This window comes from Sphingomonas sp. Leaf22, assembly GCF_001421715.1.
Lineage (GTDB): Bacteria > Pseudomonadota > Alphaproteobacteria > Sphingomonadales > Sphingomonadaceae > Sphingomonas.
Window position 1 is genome coordinate 45,117 of record NZ_LMKP01000045.1, and the last position, 17,471, is coordinate 62,587.

Annotated in this window: 16 protein-coding genes; 9 read left to right on the forward strand and 7 right to left on the reverse strand. The window is 66.4% G+C overall.

Annotated elements, in window-relative coordinates; all coding sequences use genetic code 11:
- The first annotated feature begins 60 nt into the window (after positions 1-60).
- The 9 genes from ASE70_RS18540 to ASE70_RS18580 all read left to right on the forward strand — a co-directional run bounded on the left by ASE70_RS18540 (position 61) and on the right by ASE70_RS18580 (position 8,105).
- A complete protein-coding gene (locus ASE70_RS18540; RefSeq protein WP_056507956.1) occupies positions 61-1,320 on the forward strand; it encodes a hypothetical protein in 1,260 nt (419 codons plus the stop codon).
- Entirely contained in the window at positions 1,317-2,600 is a 1,284-nt protein-coding gene (locus ASE70_RS18545; RefSeq protein WP_056507957.1) for an ABC transporter substrate-binding protein, read from the forward strand. Before ASE70_RS18540 ends, ASE70_RS18545 begins: the two co-directional genes overlap by 4 nt.
- Positions 2,597-3,478, forward strand: coding sequence for a carbohydrate ABC transporter permease (locus ASE70_RS18550; protein WP_056507959.1), 882 nt, complete (start codon positions 2,597-2,599; stop codon positions 3,476-3,478). The genes ASE70_RS18545 and ASE70_RS18550 overlap by 4 nt, the downstream gene beginning before the upstream one ends.
- A complete protein-coding gene (locus ASE70_RS18555; protein WP_056507961.1) occupies positions 3,475-4,314 on the forward strand; it encodes a carbohydrate ABC transporter permease in 840 nt (279 codons plus the stop codon). The genes ASE70_RS18550 and ASE70_RS18555 overlap by 4 nt, the downstream gene beginning before the upstream one ends.
- A gap of 12 nt (positions 4,315-4,326) precedes the next feature.
- The gene (locus ASE70_RS18560) at positions 4,327-5,385 is read left to right on the forward strand and encodes a glycoside hydrolase family 130 protein (RefSeq protein ID WP_056397437.1); all 1,059 of its coding nucleotides are present in this window, start codon (positions 4,327-4,329) and stop codon (positions 5,383-5,385) included.
- A gap of 120 nt (positions 5,386-5,505) precedes the next feature.
- Positions 5,506-6,498, forward strand: a complete 993-nt coding sequence (locus tag ASE70_RS18565; protein WP_056507963.1) for a DUF1861 family protein — start codon at positions 5,506-5,508, stop codon at positions 6,496-6,498.
- A 2-nt stretch (positions 6,499-6,500) separates the two neighbouring features.
- A complete protein-coding gene (locus tag ASE70_RS18570; RefSeq protein WP_056507966.1) occupies positions 6,501-7,388 on the forward strand; it encodes an aldo/keto reductase in 888 nt (295 codons plus the stop codon).
- Between the two features lie 80 nt (positions 7,389-7,468).
- Positions 7,469-7,717: an AbrB/MazE/SpoVT family DNA-binding domain-containing protein gene (locus ASE70_RS18575; protein WP_056397431.1), complete on the forward strand. Its 249-nt coding sequence runs from the start codon at positions 7,469-7,471 to the stop codon at positions 7,715-7,717.
- Complete coding sequence (locus tag ASE70_RS18580; RefSeq protein ID WP_056507970.1) at positions 7,710-8,105, forward strand: type II toxin-antitoxin system VapC family toxin; 396 nt, start codon at positions 7,710-7,712, stop codon at positions 8,103-8,105. Before ASE70_RS18575 ends, ASE70_RS18580 begins: the two co-directional genes overlap by 8 nt.
- 179 nt (positions 8,106-8,284) lie before the next feature.
- On the opposite strand, the gene ASE70_RS18585 is transcribed toward ASE70_RS18580, so the two are convergent.
- The 7 genes from ASE70_RS18585 to ASE70_RS18615 form a co-directional block, all read right to left on the reverse strand.
- Positions 8,285-11,245 (reverse strand): TonB-dependent receptor, encoded by a 2,961-nt coding sequence (locus ASE70_RS18585; protein ID WP_056507972.1) that lies wholly within the window; start codon positions 11,243-11,245, stop codon positions 8,285-8,287.
- A 166-nt stretch (positions 11,246-11,411) separates the two neighbouring features.
- Positions 11,412-11,714, reverse strand: coding sequence for a hypothetical protein (locus ASE70_RS18590; protein ID WP_056507976.1), 303 nt, complete (start codon positions 11,712-11,714; stop codon positions 11,412-11,414).
- A 170-nt stretch (positions 11,715-11,884) separates the two neighbouring features.
- Entirely contained in the window at positions 11,885-12,370 is a 486-nt protein-coding gene (locus ASE70_RS18595; protein ID WP_056507978.1) for a peptide-methionine (S)-S-oxide reductase, read from the reverse strand.
- A complete protein-coding gene (locus ASE70_RS18600) occupies positions 12,367-13,575 on the reverse strand; it encodes an ABC transporter permease (protein ID WP_056507979.1) in 1,209 nt (402 codons plus the stop codon). The genes ASE70_RS18595 and ASE70_RS18600 overlap by 4 nt, the downstream gene beginning before the upstream one ends.
- A gap of 190 nt (positions 13,576-13,765) precedes the next feature.
- A complete protein-coding gene (locus ASE70_RS18605) occupies positions 13,766-14,485 on the reverse strand; it encodes an ABC transporter ATP-binding protein (protein WP_056507981.1) in 720 nt (239 codons plus the stop codon).
- On the reverse strand, positions 14,475-15,857 hold the full coding sequence (locus ASE70_RS18610; protein WP_056507984.1) for an efflux RND transporter periplasmic adaptor subunit: 1,383 nt from the start codon (positions 15,855-15,857) through the stop codon (positions 14,475-14,477). The genes ASE70_RS18605 and ASE70_RS18610 overlap by 11 nt, the downstream gene beginning before the upstream one ends.
- Entirely contained in the window at positions 15,857-17,341 is a 1,485-nt protein-coding gene (locus ASE70_RS18615; protein ID WP_056508089.1) for an efflux transporter outer membrane subunit, read from the reverse strand. The genes ASE70_RS18610 and ASE70_RS18615 overlap by 1 nt, the downstream gene beginning before the upstream one ends.
- Between the last annotated feature and the right edge of the window lie 130 nt (positions 17,342-17,471).

Genomic DNA, 17,471 nt, shown 5'->3' on the forward strand with positions numbered 1-17,471 from the left:
CCAATGTTTAACGATAAACCCGCACCTCGAAACGGGGGCGGTGGAGAGGAACGGCCGCTTGTGAAGACGACCCTGCGCATCGGCGCGGCCGCGCTGCTAGCCCTTGCCATTCCCTTACCGGGCAGGGCGGTCGCGCAATCGATTGCAGCGGCGTCACAACTACCGATACGTGGCAACTTTGTCCACTTCGACCATCTCTATGCCGAACGCGACTTAAACGGCGAACGCGTCGGCATCCTGCATATCTACAGCGAAGCCCCCGACTATCGCTTCGCCATCGAACCGCGCGAAGGCTATACCTGCGTCGATGATGTCGCGCGCGGCATCGTCCTGCTCGCCGCCACCAACCCGGATGCGAAGCGGCGGCACCGGATCGAGATGCTGACCCGCTTCGTCCTGCGAATGCAGGCGGAGAACGGCTATTTCCACAATTTCCTGTGGGGCGACGGTCGCATCAATCGCGACTATCGCACCTCGCTCGCCGAGCTGAACTGGTGGTCGCTCCGCGCGCTGTGGGGGCTGGAGGCGGCGCTGCCGCACCTTGCCCCCGACACTGCCGTGCGCGCCCGCACCGCCGCCGACCGCCTCGTTGCGAATCTGAAGCGCGACCTGCCGGTCAGCGCCAGCGGGACGACGACGGTGGCGGGCCTGACCGTCCCGACATGGCTGCCGCTCGAATCGGGTGCCGATGCCGGATCGGTCGCGCTGCTCGGCCTGCTGCCGCACTGGCAGCGCACACAGGACCCCGCGACCCGCGCCCTGATCGGGCGGATCGGCGACGGGCTGGTCGCGATGCAGGCGGGCGATGCCAGGCGCTTCCCCCACGGCGCGTTTCTCAGCTGGCAGAATCGATGGCACGCATGGGGCAATGCGCAGGCCTATGCGCTGCTGCGCGCCGGCAAGCTGCTGGGACGCGCCGACTTCACCGCCAGTGCCTTGCGCGAAGTCGATCATTTCTACCCCTGGTTGCTCAAGACGGGCATGCGCTCCACCTTCGCGCTGCAAAAGGACGGGCAGGGGTTCAAGGCGGTCGAGGCCGAACGTTTTCCGCAAATCGCCTATGGTATCACCCCGATGATCCTCGCCGCGACCGAGGCGCATCGCCAGACCGGGGAAGGGCGCTATCGGTTGCTGGCGCAGCGTCTAGGGACATGGTTTACCGGCACTAATCCCGCCCGCCGGGTGATGCTCGATCCCGCCACCGGCCGCGGCTATGACGGGATCATCGCCCTGGGCAAGATAAACTCGAACTCGGGCGCGGAGTCGACGATCGAGGGGCTGTTCGCCGCCACCGCGCTGGCCGGAACCCCGCTGCCATGACCAGCAGGCGCGACGCCCTGCTGCTGGCGCTGGGCGGTGCGGCGCTGCTGGCCGGGTGCGGGCAACCGCGCAGCGAACGGCGCACCGACCGCATCCGGCTCTGGGTCGCGCCCAATGCGGCGGAGGAGGGGTTCTGGAAGATCGCGGTGGCGAAATGGAACGCCGCGTGGCTCGGCCTGCCGGTCGAGTTCACGACCATCCCGACCGCCGGCAATTCGGAGGATACGGTGTTGTCGGCGCTGGTCGCGGGCACCGAACCCGATCTGTGCACCAACGTCTTTTCGGGTTTCGCGGTACAGCTGGCCGCGCTGGGACAGGTCGCCAATCTCGCGGCGATGCCGGGCTATGATGCGCTGCTCGACCGGCGACACATGCGATCGATCATGGCGGGATGGGAACAGGGCGGGCAGGTCGTCGCGCTGCCGATCTATTCCAGCCCGACGCTGATCTGGTGGCGCGCCGACCTGCTCGAAGCAAACGGCCTGTCGGCGCCACCCACCACCTATGCCGATGTCTATCGCTTCTGCGAACGCTATGCCGTGCGCGGCTCGCGCTACGGGATGCAGGTCGTCGCCGGGCGCGCGTGGCAGGACCGCTGGTTCGACTATATCTCCTATTACTATGCCGCATCGGACGGGCAGCCGTACCTCGCGGGTAACAAGGCGCTCTACGACAATCCGGCGGGGAGCCAAGCGGCGGGGTTCGTCGACCGCATGTACCGACAGGGTTGGACCGCGCTCGACTTCGATGCCGAGGAGCCGCTGGTGTCGGGCCTTGCCGCCGGTGCGGTGCGCGGGCCGTGGGATGTCGAGCGGTTCGCGAATATCTATCCCGATACGCTGGCGCGAATCGCGGTCGGGCCGATGATCGCGGAAGGCCCGTCGACGGGCACGCGATCGACCTTTTCCGACAGCAAGGGCGTCGTCCTCTTCCGCAACAGCCGCGTGCAGCGCGAGGCGTTCGACTTTCTCTGCTGGGCATTGGGCGATGAGGCGCTCAACCTGCTCTGGCTTCAGCGCACCGGCCTGTCGCCCGCGCGCGACGATCTGCTGACCAATCCCGCCTTTGCAGATTATTATCGCGGCAACGCCATCGCCCGCGCCTATGCGAACCATGTCGCCACCGCCCGGCCGCCGGCGCTGTCCGAACATACCATCGATATCCAGAAGATCATGAGCGCAAGGCTGGTCGAGCCGCTGATGCTGGGCGCGACCAGCCCCGCCGCCGCACTCGCCGATGCCGTCGCACGGACGAACCGGATGCTGGAGGTGCAGGGATGAAGCAACGAGCCGCCTTGTCGCGCGAAGCGGTGATCGGGCTGTCGCTGGCGGGTGCCTATCTGGCCTTTACCGCCGTGTTCTGGGCCTATCCCTTTTTCTGGCTGGCCAAGCTGTCGGTGACGCAGTGGCGGTTCTTCGACGAACCGGTGTTCACCGGCGCGCGCAATTTGTGGCTGACGGTGCAGGACCCGCAATTCCTGCAGGCGCTGTGGAATGTCGTGCGGTTCCTGGCGATGTACCTGCCGATCGCGTTCGGCGGGGCGTTGATCGTCGCGTTCGGGTTGCAGCATGTCGGGCGGGGCAAGGCGTTCGTGGCGCTGTGTTTCCTGCTGTCGAACGTGTCGTCGGGGGTCGCGCTGTCGCTGGTGTTCGCCAAGGTGTTCAGCTCGACCGGGCCGCTCAACACGATGTTGTTCGATGTGGCGGGGGTGCGGGTGCCGTGGACCAACGATCCGACGCTGGCGATGCTGGCGATCGCGCTGGTCGTCGCGTGGAAGTTCGTCGGCTATTACGGGCTGATCCTCTATTCGGGGCTGCTGGCCATCCCGAAGGAAATTTATGACGCCGCGCGGCTCGACCATGCCGGGCCGTGGACGCGGCTGACGCGGATCACGCTGCCGATGATGAACCCGCAGCTGATGATGGTGCTGACCTTCGCGATCCTCGTGTCGTTCGGGCTGTTCACCGAACCGTTCATCATCACCGGCGGCGGCCCGAGCGACAGCACGGCGACGCCGCAGATGATGATCTACGAAACCGCGTTCCGCCGCCTGCAACCCAGCCATGCGGCGATGATGAGCATCCTCGTCGCGCTGGTCACCTATGCGCTGGTGCAGCTCGCCCGGCGGCTGTTCGAACGAAAGGTCGTGCTGGCATGAAGACGTTGCTTGCCAAGCGCAGCATCGGCGGATGGGCGGCGACGATCGCCATCTATGCCCTCGCGCTGACATGGCTGTACCCGTTCGCATGGATGGTCGCCGCGTCGCTGAAACCCGCCGCGCAGATCTACAATACCGGGTTATTCGAGGGCGACTTCACGCTCGACAATTTCGCCTTCCTGTTCGCGACCGCCGACAAGCTCGACCGGCCGTTCCTCGGCGCGCTGGGCGTGTCGGCGGTGGTGACGCTGACCGTGACGGCATCGGTGCTGCTGACCTCCGCCTTCATCGCCTTCGCATTGGCGCGGATGCGGTTCCCGGGGCGCAAACTGTTCGGCGATTTCCTGCTGCTGCAAATGGTCATTCCGACCAGCATGTTCATCCTGCCGCTGTTCGTGCTGGTGAAGGAAATGGGGCTGCTCAATTCGCTCGCCGCGCTCATCCTGCCGTCGATGATGTCGGGCTGGGGCATCTACATGATGTCGCAGTCGTTCCGGACGATGCCCGAGGAATATTTCGATGCGGCCCGGCTCGATCGCGCCAGCCTGTGGCAGACGGTGACGAAGATCGTCGTGCCGCTCAACAAATCGATCATCGCCATCGTCGCGCTGTTCACCTTCACCGGCACCTGGGACAATTTCCTGTGGCCGCTGATCGCGATCTCCGACACCGACAAGATGCCGTTATCGGTACTGCTGGCGACGTTCAGCAAGCAATATGGCGGCTATGCCGGACCGGTGATGGCGGGTGCGGTGTTGCAGACGCTGCCGCTGGTGCTGCTGTTCCTCCTGTTCCGGCGGCATTTCCTGCAGGGCATGTCGCTGTCGCTCAAATGAGAAGGTTTCCGCATGTTGCAGCGTGATCCGCGCAATCCCGTCGTCACGCCCGAGATGGTCCGGCCGAGCCGCCCCGAATGGCGGGTCGACGGCAGCTTCAATGCCGGCGTCACCCGCTTTGGCGAGGAGACGATCCTGCTGGTCCGCGTCGCCGAGAGCGTCGTCGCCGACGATCCCGACACGGTGATCGTGCCGCTGCTGGAGGAGGTGGACGGCGCATGGGCCTGCACCACCCGCAGTTTCCGTCGCGACGATCCGGCCTATGACTTTGCCGACCCGCGCATGGTGCGCTCGCGCGCCGATCCGCGCGACGTGTTCCTGACCTCGCTGTCGCACCTCCGCCTCGCGCGCAGTCGCGACGGGGTGACGTTTGCGGTCGACGACGCGCCGTTCCTGTTTCCCGCCGACCGCAGCGAACGCTTCGGGTGCGAGGATGCGCGGATCACGCAGATCGAGGGGCGCTGGTACATCAACTATACCGCCGTCAGCGACCTCGGCATCGCCACCGCGCTGGCGGTGACCGACGACTTCGTTTCGGTCGAGCGGATCGGCATTATCCACGCGCCCGACAATCGCGACGTGTGCCTGTTTCCGCGCAAGGTCGGCGGGCAGTATTGGTGCCTGCATCGTCCCGCGCCGCTGCACCTCGGCACGCCCGAAATCTGGATCGCCAAGTCGCCCGACCTGCTGCACTGGGGCGATCACCGCCATCTGGCCGGACGGACCAGCGCCGCATGGGAGGCGATGAAGATCGGTGGCGGCGCGCAGATGATCGAGACCGATCGCGGATGGCTGCAAATCTATCACGGGGTCGATGCCGATCAGCGGTACAGCCTCGGCGCGCTGCTGCTCGATCTCGACGATCCGCGGATCGTGCGGGCGCGGTTGGACCGGGCGCTGGCGGTGCCGGACGAAGCCTATGAACGCACCGGCTTTTTCGACAATGTGCTGTTCAGTTGCGGCGCGTTGGTCGGGGGCGATACGCTGCGCATATATTATGGCGCGGCCGACCGGGTGATGGCGGTGGGCACGGTGTCGCTCGCCGAATTGTGGCAGGCGATGGGCGTTTGAGGACACGCCCGACCGTACTCCCGCGCATGCGGGAGTCCAGGGCCAAGCAATACCGCGTCCCGATCGGGACTCTGGACCCCCGCCTGCGCGGGGGTACGGATGCAATACAGGAAAACAGCCATGCACCATGACAGCATTCCGCGCGTCAAAACCCGCCATGCCGCCTTCGCCGCCGAGCCGCCACAGGGGCGGACGGGCAAGCTGACCTTTGCCGGGGTCGACGGGCTCGACGTCTACAACATCTCCGCGCCGTTCCGCGTCGGCGAGCGCACCGTCATCGCCGGGCGGGTCGAGGCGCGCGACAGCGAACATTCGACCGCGATCTTTTTCGAGGAAGCGGACGGCGTCTGGCACCCGATCGACGGCGCGCCGCGCCTTGCGTTGCAGGACCCGTTCGTGACCTTCGTCGGCGGTGAACTGGTGTTCGGCGGGGTCGAGGTCCGCTTCGGCGTGGGCGAGCCCGAATGGTGGACGGTCTTCTATCGCGGCAACGACCTGTTCGACCTGAACCCCTTCTTCGCCGGGCCGCTGGGGATGAAGGACATCCGGCTGTGCGAACTGGCCGACGGCCGGGTCGCGGTGTTCACTCGGCCGCGCGGGGCCAAGGGCGGGCGCGGTACGATCGGCTATACCGAGGTCGCCTCGCTCGACGCGCTCTCGGTGGAAGCGATCGACGCCGCGCCGATGCTGGAGGGCATGTTCCACCCGCTCGACTGGGGCGGGGTCAACGAAGCGCATCTGCTGGCCAATGGCGAGATCGGGCTGATCGCGCATATCGCCTCTTTCGAGGATGATACGATCTATAGCGCGCGGCACTATTATGCGGTGTCGTTCGTGTTCGATCCGGCGAGCCGCGAGTGGCGCGACCTGCGCATCCTCGCCGGGCGCGACCAGTTCGGACCGGGTGCGGCGAAGCGGCCCGATCTGACCGATGTCGTGTTTTCGTCGGGCATCGAACGCATCGGTGCGGTCACGCGGCTCTATGCCGGCACGTCGGATGCCGAGGCGCATTGGGTCGAGATCGTTTATCCGTTCGACGTGCCGCTCGCCGGCGAGGCAACGACCACCGACGCGCCGCAGTTGATCGTCGCGCCGCAGCGGCTACAGGCCTGAATATGCTACGCATCGATCCTCATCCCCGCCCGCTCGGCCAGAGCGATATCGTCGTTTCCCCCATGGCATGGGGCATGTGGCGCTTCACCGGTAAGGTCGCGGCGGCTCGGACGCTGGTCGAGGCGGCGCTGGAGACGGGCATCACCCTGTTCGATACCGCCGATATCTACGGCACCGATACTCCGGCGGGTTTCGGGTCGGCAGAGGCGCTGTTCGGGCAGGTGCTGGCCGAGGCACCGTATCTGCGCGAGCGGATGGTGATCGCGACCAAGGGCGGCATCCGGCCCGGCATCCCCTATCGTTCCGACCGCGCCTATCTGACGGAGGCGGTCGAGGCATCGCTGTCGCGGATGGGGATCGATCGGATCGAGCTGTACCAGATCCATCGCCGCGATTTCCTGACCCATCCGCAGGAGGTGGCGAAGAGCCTGACGGCGATGGTCGAGGCCGGCAAGGTGCGCGGGATCGGCGTGTCGAACCACAGCCCGGCCGAAGTCGATGCGTTGCAGACGTTTCTGGGCCTGCCGATCCTGTCGACCCAGCCCGAATTCTCCCCGCTGCACAGCGCGCCGTTGTTCGACGGGGCGCTCGATCAGGCGATGGCGAAGGATATGGCGGTGCTCGCCTGGTCGCCGCTCGGCGGCGGGCGGCTGAGCGATGGCGCGCATCCGGCCGGCGCGCTGCTCGCCGAACAGGGCGCGCGCTTCGGGGTCGATGCCGCCACCGCCGCGCTGTCATGGGCGATGGTCCATCCGGCGCGGATCATCCCGATCATCGGATCACAAAACCCCGATCGCATCCGTTCGGCAGCGGGGGCGCTGACGGTCGAGTGGACCCCGGCTGAATGGTATGCGGTGTTGCAAGCTGGGATGGGAACGTCGCTACCCTGACGATCCACCCGCCGGTTGTAGCGGACCCGACGCATCTGTATATTGCTGACGAGTCTGTAGCATCGTGAGGCGGCAAGTCGATGAACGCGCATAACGGTCGGTTGGTAAGCGGGGGACGGTTGCAGCTGCCCTCCGACGTTCGTCGCGAGCTGGGGCTGGCCGATGGCGATCAGGTCGTGATGCGCGTGGTCGATGGAGAACTGCATATCCGGCCGCGCCGCGACGTGCTTAAACGGATTCAGGCGATGTTGCAGCCCTATGCCGCGACGAACGGATCGGTCGTCGACGAACTGATCGCCGACCGGCGCGCCGAATCAGACCGTGGCTGACCCGGTCTATGTTCTCGACGCATCGGCGGTGCTGGCGGCATTCTTCGACGAACCCGGTGCCGATGTCGTCGCCGACCATATGAGCGGTGCGCTGATGAGCGCGGTGAACTTGTCCGAAGTCGTCGCAAAGCTGATCGACCGGGGCGCGTCGCCCGACCAGATCGCGGAGATCATGACGCAACTGGATATCGACATCGTCCCGCACGACCGGTCGCAGGCGATCACCGCCGGCTTGCTGCGCCGGGAAACGCGGTCGTCCGGCCTGTCGCTCGGCGATCGCAGCTGTCTGGCGCTCGCGATCGATCGCAAGGCGGTCGCGCTGACCGGGGATCGGGCATGGCTGTCGCTCGCCGAACCGCTGAAGGTCGAGGTCGTGGCGATCCGGTAGGCGGGGGCGGACACGGAAAAATGCCCTCGCCGGGGATGGGCGGGGGCAGGGGGGAACTTTGAATTTCTCCCCTCCCTGACAAGGGAGGGGTTGGGGGTGGGTCGGCCGGTTGTGGATCGCTTACCTTCCCTCGCGGGCCGACCCACCCCCGACCCCTCCCTTCCAGGGAGGGGAGCGGCTCAGAACCGCACGTTGACGCCCGCCGTCACCGTCCGCCCGATGCGCGTCTCGAACAGCGTGTCCTGCCGGACGCTGTCGGTGTAGAGGACGTTGCGTTCGTCGGTCAGGTTGGTCGCCTCGACGATCAGCTTGATCTGGTCGGTAATGCCATAGGATGCCGACGCATCGACATAGAGGGTCGGCTTGTTGCCCTGAAGATCGCTGCCGGGGGAGGCCGGAATGCCGCGGATAAAGCGGTCGCGATAATTCGCCGTCGAACGGATGCTGAACTTGTCGTCCTCGTAATAGAGCGTGCCCGACGCGGTGTTCTTCGACAGGCCGACCAGATCGTTGGTGGTGGTGACGGTCGGCACCCCGCCGACGCTGGCAAGGATATATTCGATCTCCGACGTCACCCGCGTGTAATTACCCAGCACGCCGAAATTGCGCAAGAAACCCGGCAGGAAGTCGAGGCGGAATTGCGCATTGACCTCGAACCCTTTCAGCGGGCCGCCCGGGGTATTGAATGGCTGCGAAACGGTGAACAGTTCGTCGGGCGACGTCTGGCTGTTTTCGAGCAGCGCATTGGGCAGGCCCAGCTGGTTGAACGGGATCTGGCTGTTCACATTCTGAATGTAGCTTTTGATATCCTTGTAGAAATAAGCGACCGACAACAGCGAGCCGGGCTTGAAATACCATTCGACCGCGGCGTCGAAGGTGTTGGCGCGGATCGGTTCGAGGAACGGGTTGTTGACGTTGCCGACCCGCGTCACCGGGTTCACCCCGCTGGTCGGCGTCAGTATGCCGAGTTCGGGTCGGGTCATCACTTTCGCCCCCGATACGCGGATCAACAGGTCGCGGACCGGTTCGACGACGATGTTGGCCGAGGGCAGCCAGTCGTCATAGCCGCGCCGCGCCTGCGCATATTGGCCTATCAGGTTGGTGGGGGAGGTCTGTCCGGCGGGCGGTGCGACGGCGATATAGCCCGAGGTGGACAGGTCGGTCTTGACGTAGCGCACGCCGACATCGCCGCGCAGCCCCAGCCCGACCATGTCGGTCAGGTCGAAATTGCCCATCAGATAGGCGCCCTTGACCTCTTCCTTCACCCGGCTGCGTCCCGCGCCGCATTCGACGCCGCAATAGCGGACCTGATCGTAGCCAAAGGTCGATGCCCATTTGTCCGGGTCGATCGCCGCCCATGCATTGGGCGCGCCCGATCCGAACAGGTCGCCGACGCCCTCGATCTGGCGGGTGATGCTGGCGAGCGAGGTGCCGGCGGGGAGCGCCCGGACGACGGTGTCGGCATTGTAGGGGCGAAGGAAGGACGAGACGAAATCGCTCTCGCGATACTGGCCGCCGGCCTTGACCGTGAAGCCCTCCGCCACGGTCCAGCCCAGATTGACCTCGCCGGTCGTGTTGTCGGTGGTGTTCTTGGACGGCTTGCCCTGAAAACTGAAGCCGCCGAGCACGGTGCCATCGGACAGGCCGGGGGCGTAGTTGAAGTTCGCGGGGTCGGCGACGTCGAAGCCGAAACCGATCGTCGGCGTGCTGCCCTTCCCCCGGAAATCGATCGAGAAATTATCGCTGTCGATGACGTCCATGAACGTCTGCAACCGCTTGCGCCCGTCCCACACCGACTGGTTGCGCCCGACCAGCATGGTCAGTTCCAGCGCGTCGTTGAAGCGATGCTTCAGGTTGAAATTCGCCTGTTTGAAGGTCGAGACGAAGTGGTCGACCAGCCCTTCGGAACGGACGTCGACACCGTCGAACAGGCCGTAGAGCAGCGATCCCTTGTCGCTGAACTGCGCGTCGCGCACCGACACCATCGGTTGCCCGTTATTGCCGATCGCGCGGCCGAACGAGATGCCGGCGATGTAATTGTCGCGACGGGTGACGTCGAAGCGCGAATAGAGCAGATCGACCGAGATGTCGGTATTCTCGTCGGGCTTGAACTGGACCGTGAAGGTACCGCCGATCCGTTCCTGATCCTGTTCGGAATTGAGATAGCGTGGCAGGCGCGGGAAGAACGCGCCGCTGCCCGGCGTGTTGGGCAGGTCGGCACGGCGCAGGCCGAGAATAGTGTTGTAGGCCGCGACCGATCCGGTGCGCGGGTTGCCGGTCGAACAGTCGCCGATCGTCGAGCCCTTGGTACCGAAGGCCGGGTAGAGCGGATTGACGCCGAGCGGCGAGCAGAACAGGCCGTTGGTATTGGCCGACAGGATATCGACCGCCGAATAGCCGACCTCGCGCAGATGCCGCTTTTGATAGGCGACCGAGGCGAGCACGCCGAACGTGCCGTCGGCGAACTTCTTCGACACCAGCATCGATGCGCGCGGGTCGACCTGCTTCGACAATTCGTTCCAGATGCCGCGCGCGGTCGCGGTCAGGACGAAATCCTCCCGCGAATCGAGCGGCTTGGGTGCGGACAGGTCGACAGTCGCGCCCAGTGACCCTTCCTCGACATCGGCCGACGGCGTCTTGCGCACCGACAGCGACGAGAAGATCTCGGTCGGGAAGACGTTGAAGTCGAAGCTGCGGCCGTTATTGCCCGCGCCATAGATGTCGGACGATCCGGTCTGGGCCGTGCCCTCCATGCCGTTGATGCGGACGCGGGTGAAGCCGGCACCGAGACCACGGACCGAGATGTTGCGCCCTTCGCCGCCGTCCCCGCGGGCCAGCGCCACGCCCGGCACGCGCTGCATCGATTCGGCAAGGTTCGCATCGGGGAATTTGCCGATATCCTCGGCGACGATGCTGTCGACCGCCGCCGTCTCGCGCCGCTTCTGGCCCAGTGCGCTGTTGAGTGAGGCGCGGAAGCCGGTGACGATGATCTCGCCTTCGTCAACTTGTTGCGGGGTTGCGGTGTCGCCGCCGGTGTCGGCGGGGACGTCCTGCGCGAAGGCGGGGGCGGTGAGGCCCAGGGCGAATGCCAAAGCGGCGAACGATGCGCCACGGTACGAAGCTGCGCGATATACGGCCATGTGTCCCTCTCCCCGGCTGCTCCTCTTTGTGAGCATCCCATATGATGATACAGTGGATCACATAGTATAGATGAACGCGCAGCATGTCATTTGTATTTTATGTTACGACGCGAGAACGGCGGCCCCCCTGTCGGGGGACCGCCGTGCGGGCCGTAGCGGGTATCGATCAGTTGCCGGCGAGCGCCGCGTCGAGGTCGACGCCGGCGGCCTGCCAGTCGGCGCGGGTCTTGCAGATGCGCGGCGCAATGCGCGAGCCGGCGCGTTCGGTGCGGAAGCAGTAGCGGGCGTTCGCCGCTGCCTTGTACTTCACGGCGACCGGACCGGCGGCGAGCGTCACGGTCAGCGGCAGTGCCGACATAGTCGCGGCGACGGGGCTGGGCGCCGGTGCGGCATTGGGTTCGGCGGCAAAGGCCGAGGTGGTGGCAACGAGGCCGAGGACGATCGAAGCGGCGAAGCGAATGGCGGTCATGGTGTAGTCTCCCTGTGCAATCCGGTGTGTTCCGGTGTTGCCAGCTACCTTGCAGCGACCGTGCCAGTTCTGAAAAACGGCAGAAATTCGTGGGTTTTGCGGTAGGAGTCCAAGGCAGTCGTGTGATTTGCTACCAAAGAGCGGTGTAATTCACCATGCTTTGGGAAAGCCTATTCCGGCCGGACGTTACCGGCGAAGTGCGCGCGCAGAAGATCGAGTTTCGGGTCGATATAGCGGCGGCAGAATGGGCGGTTCGGGTCGGTCCGGTAATAGTCGCGATACCGTTCCTCCGATGGCGTGAAGTCGCGCAGCGGCAGGACCAGCGTGCGTGCCGTTTCGCCGCGTTCGGCCGCGACGCGGGCGATGACCGCCGTGGCGATAGCGCGCTGATCGGGTTCGTTGACATAGACGGCACTGCGATAGCGTCCGTTCGGCGAATAGGTGCCGCCGCCCGAATGGGTGCGCAGATGCACCTCGATCAGCGTGTCGAGCGGCAGGACGGCGGGATCGAAGGTCGCGATCACCCCCTCCGCCCACGCATCCCATGGCGGATCGGATTGCAAAAACCCCTGATCGACCTGCGTGACGCCGCGCAATGCCTGCACGACGCCTTCGGTACACCAATGGCAGCCACCGCCGAGGCCGATCCGCATCATTCGTGGCGGAGCGCGTCGATCGGGTTGAGCGAGGCGGCGCGCCGCGCGGGGAAATAGCCGAACACGACCCCGATCAGCGCCGAAACCCCGAATGCCAGCGCATTGACCCGCGGCACGAACAGAAAGGGCAGGTCGCTGGCGAGCGACAGGCCGGCGACGGCGGCCTGCGCGATCAGCAGCCCGATCAACCCACCGAGGCAGGACAGCGCCACCGCCTCGACCAGAAATTGCAGCAGCACTTCGGACGCGACCGCACCGATGGCAAGGCGGATGCCGATCTCGCGGGTGCGTTCGGTCACCGACACCAGCATGATGTTCATAATCCCAATCCCGCCGACCAGCAGGCTGATCGCCGCCACCGCCGACACGATCGTCGTCAGCAGCGTCGTGGTGCTGGTGATGGTGGCGGAGATTTGCGCGGTGTCGAAGATGTTGAAGTCATCTTCCTTCCCGCCCGAAATGTTGCGGCGTTCGCGCAGCAGCTGGGTGAGCGATTGCTGCACCTGTCCGCCGTCATAGGCCGGGTTCACTCCGACCAGCATCAGGCGGATGTCGCGCGTGCCGGTGAAGCGGCGCTGCACCGTCTTGATCGGCATGATGACGACATCGTCCTGATCGCCGCCGAACCCGGCCTGCCCGCGCGTGCTCAGGGTGCCGATCACGTCGCAGCTGACATTGCCGATGCGGAAGCGCGATCCGACCGCCTCTCCGCCGGCGAACAAATTGGTGCGCACGGTATTGCCGATGATGCACACCGCCTTGCCCGCCGCCTCCTCGGCCGGGGTGAAGGTGCGGCCCGACACCAGCGGCCATGGCTGGACGGTGAAATAGGCGTTGGTGGTGCCGTTGATCGTCGTCGACCAGTTGGCCCCGTTATAGATGGCGGTGGCGGCGGATTGCGCCTGCGGGGCGACGGCGGTGACGCCGGCGATCTGGTCGCGGATCCCCTCGACATCGGCTTCGTCGAAATCCGGCGGACGCGGACCGCCACCGCCGCGCCCGAAGCCCTGGCCGGGCCGGACCTGCAGGATGTTACTGCCGAGGCTGGCGATGTTCGACTGGACCGCGCTGGTGGTGGCTTGGCCGAGCGTCGAGATGGTGACGACGGCGGCCACGCCGATGATGATGCCGAGCGTCGTCAGGAACGAGCGGAGCTTGTGGCGCAGGATCGAGCGGATCGCGAGGAGGAAGGTGGTGCCTAGCATGGGGTTATCCTTCCCCAAAGATTTCCGTTTGGTTCGAGCAGCGATCGAGCCTGTCGAGAGCGCGTGTCGAGAACGGGGTTCCGCTGGGGCGACCTATGTCGGTTCCGTTCGGGGCAGGCCGTTCTCGACGGACGCTTCTCGACTGCGCTCGAAGCTGCTCGAACCAAACGGAATGGGAGGATGGTAAGCGTCACGCCACCACCTCGCCCGGCGCATGGTGCGCCTCGATCCGTTCGACCAGTCCGTCCTTGAAATGCACCACCGTCCGCGCAAACACGGCCATGTCGGGTTCGTGGGTCACCATCAGCACGGTGATCCCGCTGGTCCGGTTGAGGTCGGTCAGCAGGTGCATGATCTCGACCGAGCGTTCGGAATCGAGATTGCCGGTCGGTTCGTCGGCGAGCAGCACATCGGGGTTGGTGACGATCGCACGGGCGATGGCGACGCGTTGCTGCTGCCCGCCCGACAATTCGGCGGGGGTATGGTCCCACCATTGGTCGAGCCCGACCTTTTCGAGCGCCGCCATCGACGCGCGTCGCCGCTCGGCCTTGGCATCGCCGCGATAGAGCAGCGGCAGTTCGACATTTTCGAGCGCGGTCGTGCGGCTCAGCAGGTTGAACCCCTGAAACACGAAGCCGAGATAATTGCGCCGCAGCAGTGCGCGCTGGTCGCGGTTCAGCCGTTCGACGTGATGGCCGCGGAACAGGAAGGTGCCGTCGGTCGGCACGTCGAGACAGCCGAGAATGTTCATCGTCGTCGACTTGCCCGACCCCGACGGCCCCATCACCGCGACGAAATCGCCGGCGGTGATGTCGAGGTCGACCCCTTTCAGCGCCTGAAACTGCGTCGCGCCGGTACCATAGCTTTTGGTCACGCCGCGGAGCGCGATGAGGGGGGCGTCAGCTGCCACGCGGACCCCCGCCGCCCTTCGGCGCGCCGCCTTTGCTGCTGCTCTTGCCACTGGGGTCGGCCAGTTGTGCGGTGATGATCTTCATGCCGGCGCGCAGGCTCCCGCCGGTGACTTCGGTCATCGCGCCGTTGCTGTTGCCGGTGGTGATCTGCACCGGCTGCGGCTTGCCGTCGTCGCCGAGGATATAGACGGTCTGTTGCGAGCCACGGCCGATCGTTGCCGCCTTGCCCTGTCCGCCGCCGCCGCGCCGCCGGGGCGGGCCGAAGGCGCTGGCAAGGCCGCCGCCGCCCGCCGCCGCATCGCCGTCCTGTGGGCGGAAGCGCAGCGCCGCATCGGGGATCAGCAGCGCGCGCGGCCGCTCCAGCGTCACGATCTCCGCGGTCGCGGTCATGCCGGGGCGCAGTTTCAGGTTCGGATTGGCGACCGACAGCGTCGCGGCATAGGACACGACCTGCCCGGCGGTGCTCGCCGTGCTGGTCGTGGTGCTGCTCGACGACTGCGCCGACAGGTTGGAGCCGAGATCGACGCGGGTGATCTTTGCCGGGAAAGTTTCCCCGGGGAAAGCATCGACGGTGAAGTCGGCGCGCTGTCCATCCTTGACCTGCCCCACATCGGCCTCGTCGATGGCGACCTCCAGCTTCATCCGGCTGAGATCCTCGGCGATCACGAACAGGGTCGGGGTGTTGAACGATGCGGCGACGGTCTGGCCGGGTTCGACCTGCCGCGCCAGCACCACGCCGTTGACCGGCGAGCGGATGATCGCACGATACCGCTGGGTCTGGCTGGAGTTCAGCTGTGCGCGGGCGGCGACGACGTTCGCCTGCGCCTGTCGCACGCCGGCCTCGGCGCGTTGGACCGCCGCCTGTTGCGTCTGGAGTTCGGTGGCCGACGGCACGCGCCCGCCCGACAGGCGACGCACTTCCTCGAGCCGCTGCAACTGTGCGCGCGCTTCGGACAGCGTCGCCTGCGCGGTCGCGACCTGTGCCTGGTTGGCGTTGACCTGCGCCTGCCCCTGCCGGATCGCATCGTCGAGCTGTTCGGGATCGATCAGCGCCAGCGGTTGCCCGGCACGGACGCGGTCGTTGACGTCGGCGACGACCTGCGTGACGAGGCCCGACAGCTGCGACCCGACCTCGACCTGATTGGTCGGGGCAAGCTTGCCGGTGGCGGAGACGGTGACGGTCAGCGGGGCCTGTTCGATCACCGTCGTCGCATATTTCGGCGCGTCGTCGCCCTTGACGCAGCTGCGCACCGCAAGGCCGAGCAACACCACGCCCAGCGCGATCAACGCCCATTTCAGCCATTTGCGCCAGCGCGGTTGCGCCTTCACGCGCAGGAGCTGATCGAGATCGGGGTCGGTCGGATCGGCCATCAGCGGTCCTCGGTATAAACGGCGCGGTCAGGGACGGGGGCGGTGACGGGATCGGGGATGGCGGCGTCGCTCCATCCGCCGCCCATCGCGGTCATCAACTGCACCAGCGCGGTCGCGCGGTCGGCGCGCGCCTGCACCAGCCCGTTCTGCGCCGACAGCAACGACGATTCCGCCTGGTTGAGCGTCGTGAAATCGGTCAGGCCCGAGCGATATTGCAGCCGCGACAGCAGCGCGAAGTTGCGCGCCGCATCGGCGGCGACCGCGAACTCGCGTTCGCGCGCGGTGGCGCTGTCGACCGAGACGATGGCGTTCTCGACATCCTCCAGCGCGGTCAACACCGTCTGTTTATACGTGGCGAAGGCGGCGTCGGCGGCGGCGCGCTGGCCGCGTACCTGCGCGCGCAATCGCCCGCCATCGAAGATGGTCTGCGCGATCGAGGCGAACAGCCGGCCGTTGATGATGTCGGTCAGCGCGGTGAACGAGGTGGCGTTGGTATCGACCGTCCCGCCGAGGCTGAGCGCGGGATAGAGCTGCGCGGTGGCGACCCCGATCTGCGCGACGGCGGCGGCGAGGTTGCGCTCGGCCGCCCGGACGTCGGGGCGCAGCCGCAGCGTGTCGGTCGGGATGCCGGTGCCGATCCGCGCGTCGGCGGTCGGGATCGCGGCGGCCCGCGCCATCGCCGTCCGCAGCGCGCCTGGTGCCTGCCCGGTCAGCACGCCCAGACGGGCGACGGCGGCGGCGTAGCTCGCCTCGATCTGCGGCAATTGCGCGGCGGTCTGCGCGCGGGCGGTGCGCGCCTGTTCGACGTCGAGCGAGGACACGAGCCCCGCCTGTACCCGAAAGCCGGCAATCTCCAGATTGTCGTCCTGCAGCGCGATCGACGCGCGGGCATTGGCGAGCTGTGCCTGTGCAAGCCGCGCGGTCAGATAGTTGCGCGCAATCTCCGACTGCGCCGACAGCAGGATCGTCGCATAGTCGTAGCGGGTGGCGTCGAGCTGCGCCCGGCTCGCGTCGATGCTGCTGCGCACGCCGCCGAACAGGTCGACCTGATACCGGGCATCGCCGCCGACCGAGAAACTGTCCGACGCACCGATATTGCGCTGGACGATCGTGCCGTCGGGCAGGGTGGTGGTGCCGCCGCCGCCGCGCAGCACCTCGAGTCGCGAATAGCTGCCCGAGGCGGACAGTTGCGGGAACAGCGACGCGCGGCTCTGCACCAGCTGTTCGCGCGCCTGTCGCAGCCGGGCAACCGCCTGCGCGACGTCGAGATTGTCGGCGGCGGCCCGGTCGACCAGCGTCGCGAGCAGGGGATCGTTGAACCGCGCCCACCATCGCGTCAGGTCCTCGCGGGGGGCATCGCTTCGCGTGACCGAAAAGGCAGGCGGCACGCCCAGCGCGGTGTCGACCGGCGCGCGATAGGCGGATCCGGTGGTACAGGCACTCGCCAGGAACGCGAGGCCCAGCAGGGCGGTGCGGCGCAACATCGATAAACGATATGCCGAAACGGTGCGGTCGTCCAGCGCCAAACTGTCGCAGTTTGTCGCCGACGATCGGGCCGGACAATGATCCGAAATGGTGGCGATGATCCGCGCGCCGTGCGACATGGTAGCCCGA